This window comes from Candidatus Eisenbacteria bacterium (genome assembly GCA_016867495.1).
Classification (GTDB): Bacteria; Eisenbacteria; RBG-16-71-46; order CAIMUX01; family VGJL01; genus VGJL01.
The window spans coordinates 1-21,823 of record VGJL01000029.1 but is presented as its reverse complement, the minus strand read 5'-3'; the positions used below and the strand labels follow the sequence as shown (position 1 = coordinate 21,823).

Here is a 21,823-nt window from a genome sequence, read left to right as displayed (position 1 = left end):
GCACCGCTCCACCTCGAGCGCCATCTGTCCATAGTTGATCTCCGGGACGACGAAGGCTTTCGTCTTCCAGGCCAGATCCCGGATCCGCTTCTCAGGGAACGGCCAGACGGTGATCAGGCGCAGAAAGCCGACCTTGGCTCCCTCCTTGCGCGCCAGATCGATGGCCATCCTGGAAACGCGCGCCGTGATCCCGTAGGCCACCACGACCACGTCGGCCCCCTCCGTCTGCTCCTCGTCGTAGCGAGAGATCGCGTCGGCATTCAGCCGGATCTTGTCCACGAGCCTCCGCACGCACAGCTCCTGGCAGTCGACGCTCATGACAGGGTAGCCGCGCTCGTCGTGCGTGAGCCCCGTCGCGTGGAACCGGTATCCGTCCCCCGCCCGCGCGAACTCGGGAACGCCGGTCCCGTTTCCGTTGACTCGATATGGGCGGTAGGTCTCCTTCGGCTGCTTCGTGAGCCGCCGGGGGACGATCTCGATCGTGTCCGCCGGCGGAATGACCACCTTCTCGGTCATGTGTCCCACGCACTCGTCCATCATCAGAAGGACCGGGACGCGGAAGGTCTCCGAGAGATTGAACGCGAGGATCGTCAGGTCGAACGCCTCTTGCGGAGACTGCGGACAAAGGGCGATCGTCTCGTAGTCGCCGTGCGATCCCCATCGCGCCTGCATCATGTCCGCTTGGCCGACCATCGTCGGCAGTCCCGTCGAGGGACCCCCGCGCTGGACGTCGACCACGACGCAGGGCGTCTCCATCATCGCCGCGAGGCCGATGTTCTCCATCATCAGGCTGAAGCCGGGCCCGCTGGTCACGGTCATCGACTTCGTTCCCGTCCACGACGCTCCGACCACGGCCGCCATGCTCGCCAGCTCGTCCTCCATCTGGATGAACGTGCCTCCCATGGTGGGGAAGCGCCGCCCGATCCGCTCCACGACCTCGGTCGACGGAGTGATCGGATAGCCTGCGACGAACCGGCATCCCGCGGCCATGGCTCCTTCGCCGCACGCATAGTCGCCATCGAGATAGTGCGATCCCACAAGGACGCCCGCCGGATCAGCTTTCAACGCGAGTCCTCCTCTCCTCCCCTTCGACCCCATTGCCGCCGGCGCGTTCGCCCCCGGCGGAAAGTCCCTCCTCTTCCGGCAGGCCGTCCGGAAGCGCGACGCTGTAGATTGCGAAATCGGGGCAGATCATCTCGCACAGATTGCAGTTGACGCACTCGCCCTCCTTCACGACCTTGGGCGGGTGGTATCCTTTCACATTGAACGCGTCGGACATCGCAAGGACATCCTTCGGGCAGTACTCGACGCAGAAGCCGCATCCCTTGCAGCGATCGATGATGACTCGGACCTCCCCGCGCGGGACCTTGATCTGATCGAAATCCAGGGGTCTACGCCAGTATTTCATCGCTGCACCTCATGAGTCGCGATCCGCGGAAGGACGGCGGTCGCTCCGCGCCTGCGGCGCGCGACCGGCGGCGAAGGCGGCATAGGGACAGCCCCCACGAAGCCTCCTCACGCCGCAATCGGGCTGGATATCGGCCCCGCATCTCAGGCATGGCCCACGATCCGGACCGCTCTGACGAAGGAGTGAAAGTGAAAGACGGTCGAGCAAGAGGGCAAGCTGTCTCATCTCTTGAGCGTCGAGGGAGCGGAACGCGTCCATCGCGAACTGCGTCTTGCGCCTCTCATATCGGACGGCGAGGGCTCGGCCGTCGGGGCTCAGTTCGACGATTGTCGATCTCCGGTCTCCCTCCCCGCGCGATCTCGAAAGGAGGCCGAGCTTCTCGAGCTTGTCGACGCGTTTGGTCGCTGCCGGGGCGCTCACGCCGAGATAGTCGGCGATCTCCCCGATCTTGTGTCTTCCGTCCAGAGAGAGGAGCGTGATCAGGCGGACCTGCGAGAGCGTGAGCGGAAGATCGGTCGCCGCCTGAAGAGCGCCGCTCTCGAGGACATCTCGGACGGCGGCGGAGAAGATGTGGCTGTTGCGGACGAGCTGAAAAGATCCCCCCCCGCGTTGCTCCCCCTCGCCACTCTCGGCGGAGCGATCGCTTCGGTTCCTGGGAGGATCCGAACCCATCTGGCTAACTCCTTTGGTAGTTAACCACCGCCAATGATCCTAGCCGCGCGGGAGCAATCCCGTCAACTCCAAAGCAAAACAGAAGATGCGGGCGCTCTTTCCATGGATCGGCTGCCTCGCCTGGGGGCCGCAGAAGTCATACTTGTGAAGGACTTCACAAGTAGGGCGTGAGGAAAGCCGCTTATGATTCCGCCGCCGCAGCCTCCCATTCTGCAGGAGGATCCCCTCCCTGCGCTCGCGACGACCGAAGGGAGGCGTCGAAGAAGATCTAATCGCAGAATTTCAAACGCGGAGGATCCGGAGCCCGAATCCTCCGCGCTCGATCGTCGCGCCGCGATTATTTCAGAACCGTCACCTGCCGGATCTGAAGAACCGCCGGCGTCTCCAGCCTGAGGAAGTAGATGCCCGACGCGAGGCTCTTCCCCGCGCCATCGACAGCATCGAACACAAGCGTCTTCTCGCCCGGGGTCGCGGGACTGTCGTGGAGAATCCGGACGAGCCGGCCGCCGATGTCGTATAGACCGATTCTCGCGTGCGACTGCTCGCCGATCCGGTAGGAAACGTGCAGAGCGCCGCTCGAGGGGTTGGGTCCGCAGGAGACGATGCCTGTCTGCATCATCCCCGCGGGCTGCGGCGCGTCCGCCGCGGGAGTCCGCACCACGGTGAGCGTGAAGTCATCGACCGCCGCTTCGACCAGCGATCCCGGACTCTGATCCTGAGCGACGAACCGGAATCGCACCTGATCGGTGAGCGAGACAAAGTCGCCGACATTGAAGGCATAGTAGGTCCAGCTATTCGCGCTCGCGGTCGTATGCTCGAGGTGCGTCCAGTTGACTCCGTCGGAGGTGACATCCACGTCCCAGTAGTCCTGCCCCGGATTGTTGCCGAGGTTGTTGGTGTACCACCGCCAGTAGCTCACCGTGGCCGAGGTCGCGCCTTCGAGAGGGAAGACCGGCGTACGGAGGGTGGTCTTGCCGCCGTCGATGTCGCTGTCGGTCGCCGCGCCTCCGATCGTCCCGTTCCCCGTCACGAAGCAGATCGTCCCTGGCGCGGGCGTGTGGTCGTCCTCCGGCTGGCAAGGCTGGCCGCTGTAGCTCGTCCCGACCGGATCGGCCCTGACCCAGAGGCCCGACGTCGCGTTGTCGTCCGGCGCTCCCAGAGTCCACCCGCGATCCGCCTCCGCGTCATCGAAGAAGGCCCCGATCGAGAGGCCGAAGGCGATCGCCGCCTCGAAGCCGTTCGCGCCGGTCAGATCGACATCGAAGGGAATCGTCGCGGGAGAAGGACAACCTGGAAGGATAGTCACCTGGAACCCGCTCAAGAGGGCGCTCTCTCCCTCCGGCGCGATGAGACACATAGCGCTGGCGTCGATGATCGAGACGTTCGGATTGCCGGTGGCCAGGACCCCGTTGAGATCGCGCGCCGTCGCGTGCCCGGTGTTCGCGAGCCATAAGTAGAGCGATACCGTCTCCCCGGGATCCGCCGTCCCATTGCCGTCGCCGCCCGGGGCCGAGTCGTCAACCAGGCAACTTCCCGCCGAGATCGCGGGGGCGTTGATCGTGCACGCGAATTGCCCGTTCCAGTCCCCCTCGTTGCCGTGGGCATGCCACCCGAAGGTGGCGACGTGCTGGTCGGGCGTCGTGCCTCTGAAGAGGAACGGAATCCCCCCCTCCATCGTGCCGAAGCCGCCCGGCAAGATGTCCGGGATGCTGGGCTCGACCGGCACGCTCATCTCGAGATACGGATCGTTGCAGCTGATTCCCGCTGTCAACCCGGTCGCAGGGTCGACTCCAATGTTCTCGAGAGTGACCCGGAGCCCGAACATCTGCCCCGCGTCAATCGTTCCGTCGTGATCTTCATAGTCTTCCACCAAGTTGGCTTCGTAGATCAGATACGGCCCGGACGGCTGAATCACATCGATCGTGGAGAAGTGAGGCTCGATGTCGTGGGCGGTAATCGTCAGATGCAGGCTTCCCGGGGTCAAGGGTTCGGGAAGACTGACCACGGCGTGCCCCGCGGCATCGCCCCACGCTGTCATGAAGATGCCGTTCCCTCCGTCCGACTTCTGGATGGAGATCATCGCGTAAGGCACGGACTGGACGGTCACATCGAAACTCTGTTGCCCGGCAAGGAGGGCCGTCGGCACCGTCACGGCCGCCACGCGGGGCACACTCGTCCAGATGTCGACGGACGCATCTCCCATGATGTTATACATCTCGAAGTAGCGCCGTGTCGTCGACGTATTGCCGAAGTAATCGTAGTACTTGAGCTTCCCATAGATCGTCATCCCCCCGATCCAAGTTCGATCGACGGGTTCGTTCGCGTTCTGGTTGTCATACCAGCCCTGGTAGACGCGCTTCTGCAGGATGTCGTCCTCGGTCCAGTAGGAGGTCACCGACGAACCGAAGTAGGCGATCGCGGCGCGGGCGGTCCTAATCCAGGTCTCGCCAAAGCACTCGCCGACAGAGTAGTTCCCGCTCAGGCATGTGTATGCCTGGATGAAGGGGTAGACGGTGTTCACGAGGTTGCGGACATCGCTCTGATAGAAGACCGGCCCGTCCGCCCAGTAGGTCTCCGCTCCATGTCCGGAGTACGTCCCCTGGGAACGGCCCGCGTTGAAGGCGTCCCGGACCTGCTGCGTGGTGGCGCCGTAGGTGTAGCAGTAGAGTCGATCGCACTGGTATCCGAGAGGCAGGAGGTATGTATTGATACAGTAGTTGTGGGTGCCCTCGGTCACCGTGTAGTTGTCCACGCTCGCCATGAAGGTCGCGTGCCGTTCCCAGTCGTCGTTTCCGCTCCACTCCACTCTCTCGAAGGAGAGCGTCTTCCGCAGAATGTTCTGAAGTTCCGTCGCATTGACCACCGATATGCGACCCAACGCGACATCGGGAAGGTAGTCTGTGCCGGCAAGCATCGTGTAGTTGAGATCGGTCGCCGGGCTATCAGCGCCGATCCCGACCCAGTGCGGAATTGCGGGCGTGTCGCCAACCAGGGTGACGAAGGTCGGAGGGATCTCCCAGCCGTCGTAGGCGGTCTGGATGTAGGCCTTGATCAGCTCCTTCGTGGGCCCGGTCGCGTCCGTCGACACGTGCGTCACATGGAATCCCTTCTGGGCCTTCCATGCGAGGTAGTCGGCCAGGTCGGCGTTTCCGAAGAAGGCCGGAGTCGAGATCACGAGATATCCGATCTCGCCCGATGGCAGGTAGCGGCTCGCCTCGGCGTTGAGGATGACGCTCCTCGAGACGCCGTCGAAGAAGGGGGATTGATAACGGTCCCGCAGCCGCGCCGTCTCCATAGGATCCGCTCCGTTCAGCCGCACCCGGATCCGACCGCTCTCGAGCGCGCGGATCATCCCGGCCGACGGATCGTAGTCGACGACCCGCACGGAGACCTGAGCCAGCCGGCGGCCGCGCAGGAAGCCCCCCTCCTCCACGAGGATCGCCGGGGACTTCGTGTAGCCGGCCTCGCGGTAGGCGGCGCCGTCGTAAGCGAACGGCGGAGGCGGCTCCTTGGTCTTGGGACGGGGAGGTTGCAGAGGCAGGATCGGGGCCCCAACCGGCTCCTCGCGGTAGACGGCATCCTCGAGCGCCGTATCCCAACTCGCGCCCACCGGAATCTCCACGAGCCCGCGCAGGACGGGCAGCCGCGGGGCGCCGATCTCGCTCGTGAAGCCGTGCTCGGGCGCCTCGACGGCCGTGAACGGGCCGCCGGCCGTCGTGACGATCTCGCTACTGAGATCGAGAGCGGTCACATCGATCACGATCTGCGAATCGTCGGACATGACGACGCTGAGGGTCGCCGGCTCCGCGGCGGCGAGAGCGGAGAGTCCGCCGACCAGGAGAAGCAGGGCGCCAAACCCCGCGAGCAGGAATCCACGGATGATGCGGTGCGTCATCGAACCCCTCCGTTGTTGTGGAGCCTCTCCAAGACCGCGAAGCGCGGACGGGATCCAGCGCCCCGGCGCTCGGAGTGGCATCCCTTCCCGGCCGCGGGCAAACCGACCCTGCGGCCACGCGAGAACCGGCTCAACCCAAGCCACTATAATTGTACAGCAACGAAGCCGTGAGGGGAAGGGGGGGGCGCCGGGATTCGCGGCCCGGATTCGATCAAACCGCGCTGGCGTCGCGACGCGGGGACGGCGGCTCAGGACGGGAGACGATCCTGTGGGCGATGACTCCCGCTCCGAATCCGTTGTCGATGTTGACCACGCTCACGCCCGGAGCGCAGGAGTTGACCATCGTGAGCAGCGCCGCCAGCCCGCCGAAGCTCGCGCCGTAGCCGATGCTCGTCGGCACCGCGATCACGGGACAGGCGACAAGGCCTGCGACGATGCTTGCGAGCGCGCCCTCCATCCCCGCGACCGCGACCACCACCGAGGCTCGAGAGAGAAGTCGCCGGTGATCGAGAAGACGGTGCAACCCCGCCACCCCGACGTCCCAGAGCCTGGTGACGGAGCATCCGAGAACCTCCGCCGTGAGCGCCGCTTCCTCGGCGACCGGAATATCGGAGGTCCCCGCGGCGCACACGAGGACGATCGGACCCTCTCCATCGACCGGCTCGCGCCGGCCCTGGTCCTCTCCGTCCGCCACGGGCCGCGTCCCGCCGCGAGCGCCGCCTCCCGGCCCCGCCGCGTCCACCCCCCGGGGAACATGGAGGATCATCCTCGCCACCGGATGGTAGGTCGCGTCGGGAAGCCGCGCCCGCACAGCGGAGGCGGCCTCCTCGCTGGCCCTCGTTCCGATCGCCTGGACGTGGCGAGCCGCGAGGCGCACGAAGATCTCCGCGACCTGCTCAGGCGTTTTCCCCTGGCAGAAGACCGCCTCGGGCATTCCCGTTCGCAGCGCGCGATGATGATCAAGGCGCGCGTAGCCGAGATCCTCGTAAGGCAGATCTCGCAATCGATGCAGCGCGCCGTCGAGGTCCAGCCGTCCGGACCGGACATCCTCGAGCATCCTGCGGAGGGTTTCTTCGTTCATCCGAGATCCAGCCCCGCGTTGAGGCTCCCGCTGCGGAATCCCTCCAGGTCGATCGTGACGAAGAGGAAGCCGAGAGCCTTCATCCGCTCGAGGATCTGCCGGCGGTTCTCGATCACGCGCGCGAAGTCCTCCGGGACGACCTCGATCCGCGCGATCTCGCCGTGGTGCCGCACCCGAAGCTGCCGGATCCCCAGCTCCTTGAGGATCATCTCGCTCTTCTCGATCGTCGCGAGCCTCTCCGCCGTCACCTCGGTGCCGTAGGGGATGCGGGAGGAGAGACAGGCGGCCGCGGGCTTGTCCCAGGTGGAGAGCCCGCGCTGCCTCGCCAGTGCCCGAATATCCTGCTTCCCGAGGCCAATCATCTGCAGAGGGCTCCGGACGCCGCGATCGCGCGCGGCCTGCATCCCGGGGCGATGGTCGCCGATGTCATCCACGTTCGATCCGTCCGCGACGACGGCGTATCGATTCTCCTTCGCGAACTCGAGGAGCCGATCGAAGAGATCGCCCTTGCAGAAGTAGCACCGCATCGGGCTGTTCTCTCGGTACTGGGGATCGTCGAGCTCGTGCGTCTCGATGACCCGGTGAGGCGCGCCGATCTCCCGCGCCGTCGCCACGGCGCTCTCGAGTTCCGCGCGCGGCATGCTCGGCGAGAAGGCGGTCACGCCGACGCAGCGGTCGCCGAGAGCCTCGTGGGCGGCCATCAGAAGGAAGGCGCTGTCGGCTCCGCCCGAATAGGCCACGACCGCGCTTCCCGCCTCGCGGAACCACTCAAGGAGACACTCGTATTTCGCCTTGAGGCGACTGTCCGCCGCGGGCGGCTGGGTCTCTCGACTCATCTGACGTCCTTCCTCTCGTGTCGCCGCGGCTCCTGGACCGTTTTGACTGCAACTGACACGCTCGCCTGGCGCATCCGCTCGGCCCGGCTGGGTTCCGGGGGCGCCGGGCCTCGCGGCGCGGCCGCTCGCGTCTCAGATACAGTCAAGGACATCTAGCGCAGCTCCGCCAGCTCCGCGTAGAGATAGATCGCCGAACGGATCGCCTTGCGCCAGTCCCTCAGGCTCAGACTCTCGTTCTCCCCGTGCGCCTGGCATGTCGGATCCTCGACCCCGAGGAGGAGACAGGGGATGCCGCCGAAGATGTCCTGGAACGGCTTCACGAATGGAATCGATCCCCCGCAGCCGATGAGGGCCGGCTCCTGCTCGTATCCGGCGCGCAGCGCCCGCATCGCGGCGTCGAACGCGGGACCGCTCGGCTCGGTCGTCCACCAGAGTCCCGTGTGCAGCGGCTTCGCGCGGACCTGGACTCCCCACGGAGGATCGCGATGGAGAGCGGCGACGAGCGCGTCCCGCACGGCCTCGGGATCCTGATCCGGGACGATCCGCACCGTGACGCGCGCCCTCGCCGAATCGACGATCTGGTTGGTGGCGTCCTTCATGAGGCTCGCCTCCATCGCCACGACCGTGAGACTGGGGCGCGTCCACATCCTCTCGTAGACGCTGTACTTCTTCTCGCCCGCGATCCGGACGCCGGGCAGCAGGCCGGCCTGCCTCATGAAGTCCGCCTCATCGAAGGGGAGCGCCTGCAGGCGCGCGCGCGCCGCGTCGGGAGTCTCCCTGATGCCGGCCCTGATATCGGGATCGCAGGGGACGCCGTCCTCGTCGACCAGGCGATCGAGGATTCTGCAAAGGGCCATGATCGGATCGGGAACGGGGCCGCCCCAGCTTCCGCTGTGCACGCGCCCCCTGAGGCCCGCCACCTCGACATCGACGGCCACCATGCCCCGGAGCTGGAATGTGATGGCGGGGATCCCCTCCTCGAAGTTCGCCGTGTCGGTGAGGACAAGATAGTCCGCGGCGAGCATCTCTCGATTGGCGCGGAGGAAGTCCTCGAGATGCCCCGAGCCGACCTCCTCCTCCCCCTCGATGATCACCTTCACATTCAAGGGAAGGCGCTTCTCAGCCCGCAGGAACGAGTCGGCCGCGGCCACGTGCATCATCACGCCGGCCTTGTCGTCGGCGATTCCTCGCGCATAGAGGCGTCCGTCGGCCCGAACCGTCGGCTCGAACGCGGGACTTTCCCAGACCTCCGGCCGTCCCGGAGGCTGCACGTCGTGATGCCCGTAGAGGAGAATCGTCGGCGCGCCCGGGGCGTGCAGCCATTCGCCGTAGGCGTAAGGATGGCTTCCTTCGTACACGATCGTCCGGACGTTCTCCAGCCCCGCCGCGCGCAGCTCAGCCGCCACCGCCTCAGCGCACCGCGCGACCTCCTCCCGCGGGAATCCCTCGGCGCTCACGCTCGGGATCCGCGTGATCGTCTTGAGCCTCTCGACATAGGAATCGAAGTTCTTCTCGAAGTGGCCGAGCGCGGCCTCAGGCTTCCTCATCGTCTCCTCCCGTCGGGGTCCGCGGGCCTAGAGCGCCCGCGCGATCACATTGTCGATGTAGAAGGTGCCCGCGCCGTCGTTCCACGAAGCGAAGCTGATATGCGTGAGCCGCTTGGGCGCCTTGCCGGAGGGGCTGAACGCGTCGAGCTCCACCGGCTGCGTGATCCCCTTGACCGAAACCTCGTACGCGGCGGCGGAGGGATAGATCGCGAGCTCGATCGTGTACCACTTGTTGAGATCGAGGCCTTTGGCGACGATCGTCTTCTGCTCCCACGGCGTCTTGCCCTGGCGGGCGAAGAGATTGATCTTCCCCTTCTCGGGGGCGTTCTCGAAGCCCAGGAAGACGAACCGCTCGCCCCCGGTCGAGTTGGGGCCGGCCTTCTTGTCCGAGTCCTTGCCCACCATGCAGAAGGCTGAACGATTGTCGTCCGGCAGAATCTCGCGCACGCAGATGTCGTACTGGATGCTGAAGTCGTCCTTCTGCGGCGCGGCGAATCTCTGGCTCAGGTAGGTGTTGAGGTCGGGGTGGGCCTTCAGCATCGCCTTTGGCGTCGCGTTGCCCGCCACATCCTTCTTGCTCAGCATGAGGAGCTTGCGCCCCTCCTTGCCGTCCTTGCGCGTCTCGCACCAGTCGGGCCCTTTGTTGTCCTGCCGGAGGACTTTGCTGGTCGCGCAGGCGCTGAAGTCCCCGTCCGCGATCAACTCCTGCGGAGCCGCAACCGACACGCCCGCGAGCCCCAGAACCCCGAGACCGAAGGGGATCCCGACGACCGCCACCCACCAGAACCGCCTTGCCAAGACCATCGTTACCTCCTCTTGCCATTCGGCCGGCCGGCCATCGAGGGCGGCCGGACCGCGACTTGCGTCGGCGAACTCGTGACTGAGCCTCATGATACGCGCTCGAGCGGCGTCTTGTAACCTTTTCGTCCCTGCGGCGATCGATATCTCAAAACCACGAATGTGGTTGGAGGATTCAAGATGAGAGCCGCGACTCCTGCCCGCGTGATGCCGGCGATCGTTCTCTTGCAGGCGATCGCCCTTTTTTCCCCGTCCCCCTCGGCCGCGTCCCTTGCCCTCTGGTCGGACGACTTCGAGGACAACAACACCAGTTGCTGGACGCTGGCCAACAATGGCGCCACGATCGCGCTCGACCCGGCCGTCGGGAACTCAGGCACACACTCTCTGCGAGTGATCGGAAACGCCATGGCCGGACGAGGCGCCACGGCCACCTCGCGGTCGGTCCCCGTCGACACGACCAGGGACTACACGGTGCGGTGCGCATTCAAGTACTCCTCGTTCCATTGGAATCGATTCTTCGTCTTCGGCCATATCCGGCTGCTCCTCGACTACCCCAATCTGCCGCTCCTCTATGACCCGGTCGGGAACAACTCCTTCGTCGGCAACCGCGTCTCGAACAGCTCCTTCGATTCATACCTGGCCGCCAGCACGTGGGGCTGGATCACCGTCCACTGCCGCCCCTCCCTCAGGCAGTACACGGTCTTCGTGAACGGAACCCTGATGGGAACGGTCAGCTACAACACGACGGTCGTCCCCTCGTTGCAGTTCTGGTTCGAGGACAATCACTCGGGGACCAACTATCTGGACGCCCACTATGACGACTTCTCGGTGGAGGGGTACGAGGAGCCCCAGGCTTACGCGAGTCCGCCGCGGGGCATCTTCGTCGACCCGGAGAACAACGCCGCGCACTGGGCGCAGCCGCCCCTCGTCCCCTTCCATGGGCAGTACACGATCCCGGGCAGCCCGCTGAGCGAGCCCTGCTGCCCCAACAGACCGAACGGGCGCTGCGTCGTCGCTTGCCTGCAGATGCTCTTCGATCGTTTCGGCGACATCCTTCCGGTCGGGGGAGGCAACTTCGCTGGGCCCCAGGAAGAAATCGAGGCGGCCGCCAACACGAACGACCGCGACAGTTGCCCCGGCGCCTGGAAGGGCACATACATTACCGACGGCCGTCGGGCCGCCCACTTCTCGAGCCTGACGCAGGCGGCGACCGCCATCCGGGCGGGATGCCCTCCGGTCGGATGCCCGCAGGCGGGAGGAGGGAACTGGGGATACACGTGGCGCTCGCTCGGCTACAGCGCCGTGGATTCCATCTGGACCGATGTCGCTCCATCGGACGACGTCGACACGACGAGCACGGTCTACCCGAGCGCGCTCGATACCTTCCTCGCCTCCGGATACCCGATCGTCGCCTTCATCTCCACGCAGAACTACCTCAAGTGGCTCAAGGCGGATCAGTACGAGGGATTCGTCGACACGACGTCCGTCTCCCCCGAAACCGACAATGCCTGCGGCCACGCGGTTCTGCTGGTCGGCTTCGACAACGCCGGCACATGCCCGGGCAATCCGTGGAGCGCGCAGCCCTGGCCGGGGAAGCGGCGGGCCTTCCTGATCCACGATCCCGCGGTCGCGAAGTATGCCTGGATCCCGCAGGCGGTCTTCTGGGACCAGGTCTGGACCAGCAAGCGATTCATCTTCGCCGCGCCCTGGGAGCTCAAGTGGCTCGCCGCTCCCGCCTGGTGCTACAGCGGGAAGGAGGACGGCTCTCTCCTCGTGACCTACACGGGCGCCGAACCCTTGGACGGCCTCTTCCCTGTCCAGAACGCGCAGGCGAAGCTCACCCTGACGAATGGAGGTCTGCAAGGCGGCGAAGTGCAAACGCACAACCTCGCCAACATCTCGAGCACGGGCGATTGGGACTTCTCGACCTGGAAAGTGCAGTGGGGCGGCTGGATCGGCAACCCGCTGGTCGCGACCGCCGCGACTGCGGCCTGGGGGACTCTCAATCCCTCCCCCTCGTCCCACTCCTATGTCGGGTACGCCGACAAGCTCGGCGGCGCGGCGATCGAGAGCAAGGGACTCACGGTCTGTCTTCAGATCCAGGGGCCCGACGCCGGGCACGACGGCTGGCCGTACGGCGATGATTGGTGGAGCCACGGCGGCTTCGGCGACTTCGGCGGAGGAGGAGGAGGCGGAGGGGCCGGCTCCACCGGGATCGAGATCCGCAAGATCGGGCAGTCCCAGTACGAGGTCTATGCGACCGTGGCGAACTACGGCACGGGAGCGACTCCCGCGGGCGGCTACTGCGAGTTTTCGTACCGCGATCCGAACGCCGCGGAGAGAGCCGGCGCGGGAAGCCCCTTCGGCTTGATTCCGATTCCATCGCTGCCGCCGGGCGATTCCCTGACGGTCGGGCCCGTCTTCTGGACATCGCCGCCGGCGAACAGCTTCGGCGAGCCCTTCTTCTCTTTCTTCAGCACGATCCACTCGCCGGGCGAGATGCCGCAGAGCGACTGGCCGCAGGGGGAGAACAACCACGCGGCCCTTGGCGAGTTCTCCATGGAGACCGACATCGGCGCCCCCGTCGGGATGACGTTCGCGGTCGAGAATCCCGAGACCGGGCCGATGGAGGTCGTTCTCCGCATCGACAGGGAGGAAGGGGCCGAGGACTGGTCCGCGACGCTCAGCCTGCCCGAGGGGGTCCCGATCCCGCTCGGCCCGGGACAGATGATTCCCTGCCGGGCGACCGTCACGCCGACCGTGACCCGGCCGCTCGGCCGCGTCGATGTGGAGTGCTTCCTCTACACGCCGTCGGGAGTCCTGGTGCGGGAGACGGGCGGAATCACGCTGTGCGTCCGAGTGAGGGGCGCGTCGCATGTGTCTCGCGAGGCCGCCGATGGCCCGTCCCTCGAGCTTGCTCCGGCCAGGCCCAACCCGTTCGGGGATCAGACGACAATCCGCTACGCCCTTCCACGAGATGGAGAAATCGACCTCCGTGTCTTCGATGTGAACGGTCGACTCGTGAAGACCCTCTTCGCCGGACACAGAGCGGGGGGGTGGCATCAGGAGACCTGGTCCTCGCGCAACGACGCGGGGATGCAGGTGGCCTCGGGGATCTACTACTGCCGGCTGACGGTTGACGGCGGGCAGCGGCGGGCGAGGAGCATCGTCCTGCTGAGATAGGGCCATGTGTCCTCCCGCTTCCTGTCGAGGGACCCCGGCGGCTCCCGAAGCCCCGCGCCGCGAACGCGAACATAGCGGGGCTGAGGGAGCCGGCGGGGTCACAGGCCCTCCGGCTCGTGAAGCGCTGATGGCCCGCACTGCTCGCGCCCTGTGACTCAGCGAGCCGAGCGGGCCATGGCGCGACTGACGCAGCCGGCGGGGTCGCAACCACGCGCCCCCCGACGGATTCCCTCCCCTCGATCCTTCGTTCCGGCTATACTGAGCGGCACCGAAGAAGGATGGCCGGATTGAACCAGACAGACGACCGCTCCTTGAGCATCCTGCACCTCGACACGGGGCGCGAATGGCGGGGGGGACAGCAACAGGTCCTCTATCTCGCGCGCGCCCTCGCCGCCAGCGGCCACAGGTCGGTGATCCTGACGCCCAAGGGAAGCCCCCTCTGCCAGCGGGCCCGCTCCGAGAACCTGGAAGTTCGGGAAATCCCCTATCACGGCGCGGGCGATCCGATCGCGATCAAGAACGTGGTCCAGGCGATCCAGGACACGGACGCCGGAGTCCTCCACACCCACACGGCCAATGCCCACAGCCTGGGGTTCTTCTCCATCCGCTGGCCCACGCTTCCGCGGGATCGGCGCCCGGTTTTCGTCGTGCACAGGCGCGTCGACTTCCCCCCGGGGAGCGATCCGATCACACGGATGCGCTACACGAGCGAGCCGGCCTTCTTCCTCTGCGTCTCCCAGGCGGTCAAAGAGATCCTGCAGCAGCACGGCGTCGCGGCATCGAGGTTGCGGGTGGTCCATTCGTGCGTCGACCCCGAGCGGATCGACGCGCACGCCAAGGAGGACCCCGATCAGCTGCGGGCCGAGCTTGGAATCCCCGCGGAGGCCGGCCTCATCGGCGCGGTGGGCTCTCTCGTCCCGCACAAGGGGCATCGCCACCTGATCGCGGCGATGCCCCGCATCCTCGGCGATCGCCCCGAGGCGTGGCTCGCGATCTTCGGCGACGGCCCTCTCGAGTCGGAGCTTCGGCGCACCTGCTGGGAGCATGGTCTGCAGGCGAGGGTCACCTTCGCGGGGTTCCGGCCCGATGTGGCGCGCTTTCTCCACTGCTTCGATGTCTTCGCGCATCCGTCCACGGAAGAGGGACTGGGGACCGCGATCCTCGACGCGATGTCGGCGCGGCTGCCCGTGGTCGCCACGAATGCCGGCGGGATTCCCGAGGCGGTCCGCCATGGGGAGACCGGATGGCTCGTCCCGCCCGCTTCGCCGCCGGAGCTTGCCGGAGCCATCATCAGCCTTCTCGAGGATCCCCGCCGCCGCGCTCAGTTCGGCGAGGCCGGACGCGCCCGGGTCGAGGCGGAGTTTTCAATTGAGAGCCTCCGCGACGGGGTCCTGGGGGCATACCGCGAACTCCTTGCCGCCCAAGCGGTAGCGCCCGGGATCATCGCGCCCGAGCCGGCCGACGGTGGAGCCTCGAAGAGAAGCTGAATCCTTTCCGCCCCTCCAGCATCCAACTGGATGAGCAGGCGAAGGCGCCTCTCGCGAGCCCGCGTCGGCGTGCCGGTTCTCCGGCGCTGTCGCCCGGGCCGCGAACGGAGGGTTCTCTCGCGAGCCCGCGACATCGTGTCGGGGCCGGATCAGATAGGAGTGGCAGATGGACATCAAGAAGCTGTTCGAGAAGAAGGTTGTGCCCGGCCGCCCGGAGCCGGTGGATGATACGAACTTCAACGAGGAAGTCCTCGGCTCGGCCGTGCCGGTCCTGGTCGACTTCTGGGCGCCCTGGTGCGCTCCCTGCCGGCTCGTCGGCGGGTTGCTCGAGGAGATCGGGCCGGACTACCACGGCCGGATGAGAATCCTCAAGCTCAACATCGACGAGAATCCGCAGACCGCCGCGAAGTACGGCATCCAGAGCATCCCGACCATGATCCTCTACAAGGGCGGCCGCCCGGTCGATCGGATCGTCGGCGCCCTGCCGCTTCGCCCGCTCCAGGAGCGCCTGGAGAAGCACCTTCCGAAGAAGACCGCGACGACCGGGACGACCGAGCCATGATCCAGATGACCGACTCCGCGCGCGAAGCCCTATCGTCCCTGCTCGCCGAGGAGGGCGCCGGGAGGATCCCGAGGATTCTCATCGACGACTACAGCTGAGGCGGGCCCCGCTTGGGGCTGGCTCTGGAAGAGCCGCAGAAGGAGGATGTCCGCTTCGAGGTCGACGGCCTGACCTTCGCCGTCCCTCCCGATGTGAAGATGCTCCTCGAGGTGTACCATGACTCCGTCCTGGATCATGACCCGCACAGGCGGGTGCCTGGAACGTTCTTCGTTCGACTTGGGGGCAGGTCCTGGAGGTGCTGCTGAGAGAGGCCGAGATTGTCGCCGCGGCGCAAGCCGGAGATCCCCGCGCCCGCGAGCGGATCGTCCTCGATCACCAGAAGATGGTCTACAATCTCGCTCTGCGATTGACTCGCGATCCGCATGAAGCGGAGGTCGTCCTGCAGGAGACCTTTCTTCAGGCCTTCCGCTCGCTCCGTCGCTTCCGCTCCGGCTCCAGCCTGAAGACCTGGATCTACAGGATCGCGACCAACGAGGCCCTGCAGCGCTTGCGCCGCAGGCGGAGCGGCAAGCTCGTCAATCTGGATGAGCTGGAGGTCGATCCCGAGCAGGATCTCAGCTATGCCGCCCGCGCGCTGGAAGGGAACCCGCACCAGCTTCTCGAGGACCGCGAGCTCAAGCGGCGTCTGGAGGCCGCGATCGGGGAGCTGCCGCCCAAGCACCGGGCCGCATTCGTGCTGGTCGACATCGAGGGGCTGGCGCTAAAGGATGCCGCCTCTCATGCAGGGACGACCCTCGCCGCGCTGAAGAGCGATCTCCACAGGGCGCGGCTCTTTCTGAGGGATCGTCTCGCCGCCTATCTGGAGGGTCGCCATCGTGACTGAGAGAAGAAGCAAGCGGCCGGGTCCCGCGAGTCCTCGGACAAGGGGACCCAAGGTGGATTCAAAGAGAGCTGCCGGGCCGGCGCGGCGCGAGGAGAAGCCCGCGCAACCGGAGCGCTGCCGCGAGATCCTTCGCCGACTCTGCGCCGAGGCGGGCAAGCGCGAGTCATCCCCCTTCTGCCGCGAGGTCGCGAGCCATCTCAAGAGCTGCGCTTCATGCCGCGCGCAGGCCGCCACGTTGCGGGGGACGCTCGAGCTCTACTGGTGCCTCGAGGGCCGGGAGGTGCCGCGCGCGGTCGCCGCTCGCCTCAGGAAGAGCCTCGGCCTGCCGAAGATCGCGTGCAAGTAGACGGAGAGAGTCAGCCCCGGCCGAGCCTTCGTCGCAGCCTCCGCGCGGCCGTCTCCTTCACCCATGCGACTTCCTGCCTCACCCCCCGCCAGCGCGTCAGAAGGTGCGGTCCGCGCTGGCTCCGCACGTGATCCAGGATCTCCCCGACGGGCGCGAACCAACCGGCGCTCTCGGATAGCAACCGCAGCGTCCTCGCCAACCCGGGATGGGGCTTCCCATCCCGCACCAGTCCCTGGGCCAGGTGCGCGGAGACGAGGATCAGGGCGCCGGACTCCTCCCATCGATGGATGCGCCGCCGCACGACCTCGTCCGCCGCATCGATCCCGAGGGCGCCGCCGCCGTTCGCGGAAAACCAGAAGTTGACGTACGGCTTCTGCGGATCGTGATAGGGAGTCCATCGATCCGACTCGAGCAGGCTGCGATCGGAGAACTCGAAGCACCTGACATAGGCGATCCGTTCCTTGCAGAGATCTCCCCAGAAGTAGGGGCTCTTGGGGTCATCGCCCAGGAAGTCGGGGAACGGCCTGTTGCGCATCACGAAGTTCCCGACCAGCGGCAGGCGAGTCTGCCGCTTCCCCCAGTAGAGGCTCTCGATCAGGTAGGAATGCTGCGCATAGGTCTTGGGATCGTGGCCGATCCGCTGCCGGAAGAGATCCAGCGCCTCGAGGATGACGCTGCGGGGGTTGTCTCCGATCCTCGCGCCGTGGTAGCCGATCTCGAAGCCGCGCGCCTTCAGCTCGAGGATGAAGTCCAGGTACTCGTCGTCCTCCAGCGACTGCCCCCACTTGGGATCGCCGGGGTCCGAGCGAAGGGGCCACACGGACTTTGTCGTGCGCAGACCGAGATCGCTGAGCAGATCGTAGATCGGCCCCACGTTCTGGACCGTGGCGTTGTCGGTATCGTCGAAGATCGAGAAGGCGAAGCTCTTGCCGTCCGGCCATTGGATGCGGCCGTGTCGTCCCTCTCGATCTGTTTCTCCGCCTATGGTCAAGTGCGCCCCTTTCAGAGAGAGGACGACGATCTGTTGGTGCTCGCGGTCGGGCTTCGCCGCGCGACGTGCTGACTCCACCGGGCGAAGCTCGCCGGAACCAGCAAGACTCCGACCAACCCGGACGCGCTTGCTGACTCGAGAAGGAATCGTCCCATCGCCTGCAACTTCCTCCACCAATCTACCCCATGCCATAGCGCGGAGGCGACTTCCCCATTATGGACATAAGCTTCGACAGCAGTCTCCCGATTGGTGAGGGCTGCCTGATGGGCTACGCCGGTGCCTCCTGAAAACCTCATCCATTGTCGACATCGCCGAGAAATCCGGATACGTGTCCGACTTCGAACCGGGAGGGCCCCAGACTGTTCTGCGTCGTCGCTCGACGAGGTCATGGGGATCGAGGGCTTACCGATCCCCTACGGTGCATCGAACGCATTTCCGTACATCGAACGCCTCATGAGAACGCTGCGTCAAGAGGCTCTGGGTCACTTCCTCCCTGCCGCCGACGTGCAATAATCGCGGAGTACGCCGATCTCGTATGCGTTGCTCCCCCTCACGCATCCTCTGCGCCATCCGTCGCACCCGTCCTTATAGATTCATCATGCTGATCTTCCCGCTTTCGTCCGCCGCGGCGCCGGTGTAACCATTCAACCGAAGCCGCTCGGCCGCGGGAGGAGAGTCTCCATGTCTCTCAGGACGCCGGTCTTCGTCCTCGTCACACTCTGCGGGATCGCCGGCTATCTGCCCGCCCAACCGGCGCACCCCGGAGGGGGCGCGCCCTCTCTCCCGCGAGGAATGCACCTGGGACTCCATCTCGGGCTGCTGCTCCCCGACGACCGCTCCGGGATCGGGATCGACGGAGGGGGCACCGGCCGCATCGACGCCTACATCCGCTCCGTCCCGGAGCGCTTCGAGACGATCTCCGCGCAGCTCGGCGGTCCCTTCTTCCTCAACGGCGAACCGGGCGGATACTCGATCGACCCCGCCCTCACCTTCGGTCTCTCGGCGGGATACGAGTTCCGACCCGGGTGGGAAGGACGCCTCGTGATCGGGTCGTATCGCGCGGAGGTCTCGGCGAGGCTGCCGCTTCTCGTCGAGACCGAATCGGGCCCCCGCGCGGCATTGGGCCTGGTCGTGACCGACGTGCGCGGCATCCTGGCGGACGCTTCGCTGAGCAGGCAGTGGCAGATCGGCGCCTATCTCCCGCAGATCGGGCTCGGCGTTCAGTATCATCGCCTCGCTCCGGAGGACACCCGCGTGGAGATCGAGAGGATCGGGTTCTTCGTCGATCGGACCGATGCGCGAAACGACCTCTCCCCCATGATCGAGATCGGCCTCGCCCGCGCGATCAGCGAGATGATCCGCGTGGGCCTGACCGGGGTGATCGCAGGCAGATCGCTTCCCGACGCGGGAGGGACGGAAAGCTGGGTCGTCGAGCCTGAGATCCGCCTTCAGGGAAGATTCCAACTCGACTCGAAACAGACGGCCCCACCGCCTCCCCCCGAGCACCCTCCTGACGAACCTCCTCCTCCCAAAGAACCTCCCGACTCCCCTCCTCCCGAGAAGGATCGGCGCTGCTCCCTCACGCAAGATATCGAGCCGCACACTCCGATCCTCGCCGAGTTGCTCCATCCCGACACCAGCGACGGGTATCCGCGCGCCGTCCTCTCATACATCCCGCTCGTTGCGCACGCGAACGACCTCGACCGGATCCGCCAGACATGCATCTGTCGTGAAGACGGCTCCAGCGCAGAGCGAAAGACCGAGATCACCGACCGTCTCATCTATACCTGGACGCAAGAGAGCGGCGAGGGAAGCCTCATCCACCAGGGGGGACCCGCAGCGTTGTACATGCCCCCGGAGCTCGAAGTCGCCGCCTTCGACACGGCTTCCTTCGTCTGCAAGATCGCCGATGCCCGCGGCAACGACGATTCAATCATTTGCCGCGTCCGCACGACGGTCCGCCGGACGGCGCCGTGCGCCTATACGCAGTCGGCTGAGATCGCCGACCCGTTCCCCGTCTACTCATTCCTCGAGACGATTCCTAGGGCGGAGGGATCCTGTCTTCCCTCCGCCCCCGCATGGGATCCGAAACCCGATTTCACGGTCTCCCACTCGATCCCGGACGAAGTCTGCGCCGGAGAGTTGCGCCTCTTCCGCGCGGAGTCGCAGGATGGAGATCAGGACATGCTCCGCCTCGCCTGCGCCGGCCCCTGCGGCGATGACGATCTCGAGTTGATCCTCACGGATGAGCATCTCTACACCTGGACGGCCGCGCGCGGCGCCTTTGCCGGGCCGGACGGGCGCTACTGGGAGACAGTGACGACGAACGGCCGCAAGTCGAGCGTCGTCTACCTCTCCCCCGAGGAGGCGGGCCAGGACACGATCACCGTCGAGTTCCGGGACAGCGGGAAGCAGGGGATCGATCCGCCCAAGATCCGGAAGAAGGGGATCGGCGTGATCGAAGTCGACATCGACATCGTCGACGACGGGATCTACTACGCCGGTGTGGCGGATCCCTTCGAGCTCTGCGACGGAGGTACAGCCGCCCGCAACACCGACGACGACAACGAGAACGGGAAGCCGGATCTCGGCGAGCGCACAGTGAAGGACGAGGACGACCTCCTCGAGGTCCTCCTCGAGGTCCGCGGCACGAAGAGCGGCACAGTGACGCTCGACACCTTCCAGCCACTCAAGGGTCGGGTCCGCGTCTGGGAGAGCAGCGGCAAGCGCAAGGAGATCAAGACGCCCAGGAGCTATCCCGTCTCTTCCCTACCGAAAACGGTCTGGGTTGAGGGGACCGAGATCAGCGGCCTGATGCGGGATGTCACCCTCACCCTCCGCCGGAGCGAAGGGTGCGGCGACGAGGCGGCGGTCACGGTCGTCCCGTGGTGCGCCGATGCGGCAGAGGATTGCGCCTGGATGATCCACACCCTCTCCTGGGACGACGAAGATCGGAGCTGGACCGAGATCGGCAAGCACCTGGCCGACGGCCAATCGGCCATGATCGCCGACTGCGAGGCGAAGGATCCCGCCGCCTTCGGCGCATGCATGCGGAAGTTCTTCGACAAGCATCCCGACTGTTGCTGCATCATGAAGCTCATCGTGATCGGGCATGGCCCCGACTGCGCGAAGGACAAGGACCACTGCGGCAAGTGCAGTTCTGCCACCCCCTCCGGGCTCGGTGGAGGGGCCGATTCGTGGAAGGACGACGCCTACAAACTCTGGGAGCATATGCTCTGTGACGAGGCGACGATCGAGTACCGAAAGTGCAACGGCTACTACGAATCGTTTTTCTGGGAGTTCGCCGCGCGCCTTGGGGCGGGGCGCGAAGTCCAGGCATACACCGAGACAGTGACGCCCTTGACCCCCGGACTCTCCGACTCGAAGAAGTTTGAGGTGCCAAAGGACGCCGGGCCGGGAGACGGAGACGCGCTGAAGGAGCTCGCCGACTGCATAACCGATCCGGCGCGCACCGAGGAAGAGAAAGAGGCCTGCCGCACGGCATGGGCCGAGCGGCACAAGAAGTAGGCTGCGCCCGCGGCTAGAACTCCGCGCCCTTCGGCGCCCGCGGGAACGGGATCACATCCCGGATGTTTCCGATCCCCGTGGCGTAGACGAGAGCCCGATCGAATCCAAGGCCGAAGCCTGCGTGCGGGACGGTGCCGTAGAGGCGGAGGTCCCTGAACCACCAGTAGGCATCCTTGTTGAGCTTCATCTCCTCGATCCGTCGGTCGAGCACCTCGAGGCGCTCCTCGCGCTGGCTGCCGCCGCCGATCTCGCCGATTCCCGGGGCCAGAATGTCCATCGCCGCGACGGTCCTCCCGTCGTCATTCGCTCGCATGTAGAACGCCTTGATCTCCGGCGGATAGTTCATGGTTCCCCCCGCGGAGATCAGACATGGCGCACATTCATTCGCAACCATGCCCGAGTGGTCTGGGCATGCGACTTCCTCACCCAGCACACCGCCTTCTTCGCCGTCGCCTATCTGTTCGTCGTCATGGAGATCGAGTCCCGACGCATCGTCCACGTCAACGTCACCCGTAACCCCACGCTGGCCTGGGTGAAACAGCAGTTCCGTGAGGCGACCTCTGAGGATCTGGCCCCTCGCTTCCTCCTCCACGACAACGACGGCAT

At 66.0% G+C, this 21,823-nt stretch carries 18 protein-coding genes and 2 pseudogenes; 8 read left to right on the top strand and 12 right to left on the bottom strand.

All coding sequences use genetic code 11. From position 1 onward, the window contains the following. From FJY88_05260 to FJY88_05225, 8 genes are all read right to left on the bottom strand, one after another. On the bottom strand, positions 1-1,098 hold a 1,098-nt coding region (locus FJY88_05260), incomplete at its 3' end, for a 2-oxoacid:acceptor oxidoreductase subunit alpha (protein ID MBM3286743.1). Further along, positions 1,055-1,408: a 4Fe-4S dicluster domain-containing protein gene (locus FJY88_05255; GenBank protein MBM3286742.1), complete on the bottom strand. Its 354-nt coding sequence runs from the start codon at positions 1,406-1,408 to the stop codon at positions 1,055-1,057. The genes FJY88_05260 and FJY88_05255, both read right to left, overlap by 44 nt. A 9-nt stretch (positions 1,409-1,417) precedes the next feature. Further along, complete coding sequence (locus FJY88_05250; protein MBM3286741.1) at positions 1,418-2,080, bottom strand: MarR family transcriptional regulator; 663 nt, start codon at positions 2,078-2,080, stop codon at positions 1,418-1,420. A gap of 337 nt (positions 2,081-2,417) precedes the next feature. After that, positions 2,418-6,056, bottom strand: a complete 3,639-nt coding sequence (locus tag FJY88_05245) for a hypothetical protein (protein ID MBM3286740.1) — start codon at positions 6,054-6,056, stop codon at positions 2,418-2,420. A 130-nt stretch (positions 6,057-6,186) separates the two neighbouring features. Beyond that, positions 6,187-7,056, bottom strand: a complete 870-nt coding sequence (larB, locus tag FJY88_05240) for a nickel pincer cofactor biosynthesis protein LarB (GenBank protein MBM3286739.1) — start codon at positions 7,054-7,056, stop codon at positions 6,187-6,189. Further along, positions 7,053-7,892 (bottom strand): ATP-dependent sacrificial sulfur transferase LarE, encoded by an 840-nt coding sequence (gene larE, locus FJY88_05235; protein MBM3286738.1) that lies wholly within the window; start codon positions 7,890-7,892, stop codon positions 7,053-7,055. Before larE ends, larB begins: the two co-directional genes overlap by 4 nt. A gap of 152 nt (positions 7,893-8,044) precedes the next feature. Further along, complete coding sequence (locus tag FJY88_05230; GenBank protein ID MBM3286737.1) at positions 8,045-9,439, bottom strand: M20/M25/M40 family metallo-hydrolase; 1,395 nt, start codon at positions 9,437-9,439, stop codon at positions 8,045-8,047. 27 nt (positions 9,440-9,466) lie between these two features. Beyond that, the gene (locus tag FJY88_05225) at positions 9,467-10,243 is read right to left on the bottom strand and encodes a hypothetical protein (protein ID MBM3286736.1); all 777 of its coding nucleotides are present in this window, start codon (positions 10,241-10,243) and stop codon (positions 9,467-9,469) included. A gap of 174 nt (positions 10,244-10,417) precedes the next feature. On the opposite strand from FJY88_05225, the gene FJY88_05220 reads away from it, so the two are divergent. The 6 genes from FJY88_05220 to FJY88_05195 all read left to right on the top strand — a co-directional run bounded on the left by FJY88_05220 (position 10,418) and on the right by FJY88_05195 (position 16,698). After that, on the top strand, positions 10,418-13,420 hold the full coding sequence (locus FJY88_05220; protein MBM3286735.1) for a T9SS type A sorting domain-containing protein: 3,003 nt from the start codon (positions 10,418-10,420) through the stop codon (positions 13,418-13,420). 278 nt (positions 13,421-13,698) lie between these two features. After that, positions 13,699-14,907 (top strand): glycosyltransferase family 4 protein, encoded by a 1,209-nt coding sequence (locus FJY88_05215; protein MBM3286734.1) that lies wholly within the window; start codon positions 13,699-13,701, stop codon positions 14,905-14,907. 166 nt (positions 14,908-15,073) lie between these two features. Continuing rightward, positions 15,074-15,469, top strand: coding sequence for a thioredoxin (gene trxA / locus FJY88_05210; protein MBM3286733.1), 396 nt, complete (start codon positions 15,074-15,076; stop codon positions 15,467-15,469). 110 nt (positions 15,470-15,579) lie between these two features. Next, positions 15,580-15,774, top strand: coding sequence for a hypothetical protein (locus tag FJY88_05205; GenBank protein ID MBM3286732.1), 195 nt, complete (start codon positions 15,580-15,582; stop codon positions 15,772-15,774). Further along, a complete protein-coding gene (locus FJY88_05200; protein ID MBM3286731.1) occupies positions 15,765-16,352 on the top strand; it encodes a sigma-70 family RNA polymerase sigma factor in 588 nt (195 codons plus the stop codon). Before FJY88_05205 ends, FJY88_05200 begins: the two co-directional genes overlap by 10 nt. A gap of 52 nt (positions 16,353-16,404) precedes the next feature. Then, positions 16,405-16,698 carry a hypothetical protein gene (locus tag FJY88_05195; GenBank protein ID MBM3286730.1) on the top strand — a complete coding sequence of 98 codons (294 nt, stop codon included), beginning with the start codon at positions 16,405-16,407 and terminating at the stop codon, positions 16,696-16,698. A gap of 10 nt (positions 16,699-16,708) precedes the next feature. Here FJY88_05195 and FJY88_05190 read toward each other — a convergent pair whose 3' ends face one another. The 3 genes and pseudogenes from FJY88_05190 to FJY88_05180 all read right to left on the bottom strand — a co-directional run bounded on the left by FJY88_05190 (position 16,709) and on the right by FJY88_05180 (position 19,269). Beyond that, positions 16,709-17,767, bottom strand: a complete 1,059-nt coding sequence (locus FJY88_05190) for a hypothetical protein (protein ID MBM3286729.1) — start codon at positions 17,765-17,767, stop codon at positions 16,709-16,711. Between the two features lie 803 nt (positions 17,768-18,570). Beyond that, positions 18,571-18,840 (bottom strand): hypothetical protein, encoded by a 270-nt coding sequence (locus FJY88_05185; GenBank protein MBM3286728.1) that lies wholly within the window; start codon positions 18,838-18,840, stop codon positions 18,571-18,573. Positions 18,841-19,137: 297 nt separating this feature from the next. After that, positions 19,138-19,269, bottom strand: a pseudogene (locus FJY88_05180) (single-stranded DNA-binding protein). Positions 19,270-19,309: 40 nt separating this feature from the next. Here FJY88_05180 and FJY88_05175 point away from each other — a divergent pair. Next, the gene (locus FJY88_05175) at positions 19,310-21,217 is read left to right on the top strand and encodes a hypothetical protein (GenBank protein MBM3286727.1); all 1,908 of its coding nucleotides are present in this window, start codon (positions 19,310-19,312) and stop codon (positions 21,215-21,217) included. Between the two features lie 13 nt (positions 21,218-21,230). Here the strand turns inward: FJY88_05175 and FJY88_05170 are convergent. Then, positions 21,231-21,560 (bottom strand): annotated as a pseudogene (locus FJY88_05170) (asparagine--tRNA ligase). Positions 21,561-21,617: 57 nt separating this feature from the next. Here FJY88_05170 and FJY88_05165 point away from each other — a divergent pair. Then, a partial coding sequence (locus FJY88_05165) for a hypothetical protein (GenBank protein ID MBM3286726.1) occupies positions 21,618-21,823 on the top strand: 206 nt, incomplete at its 3' end.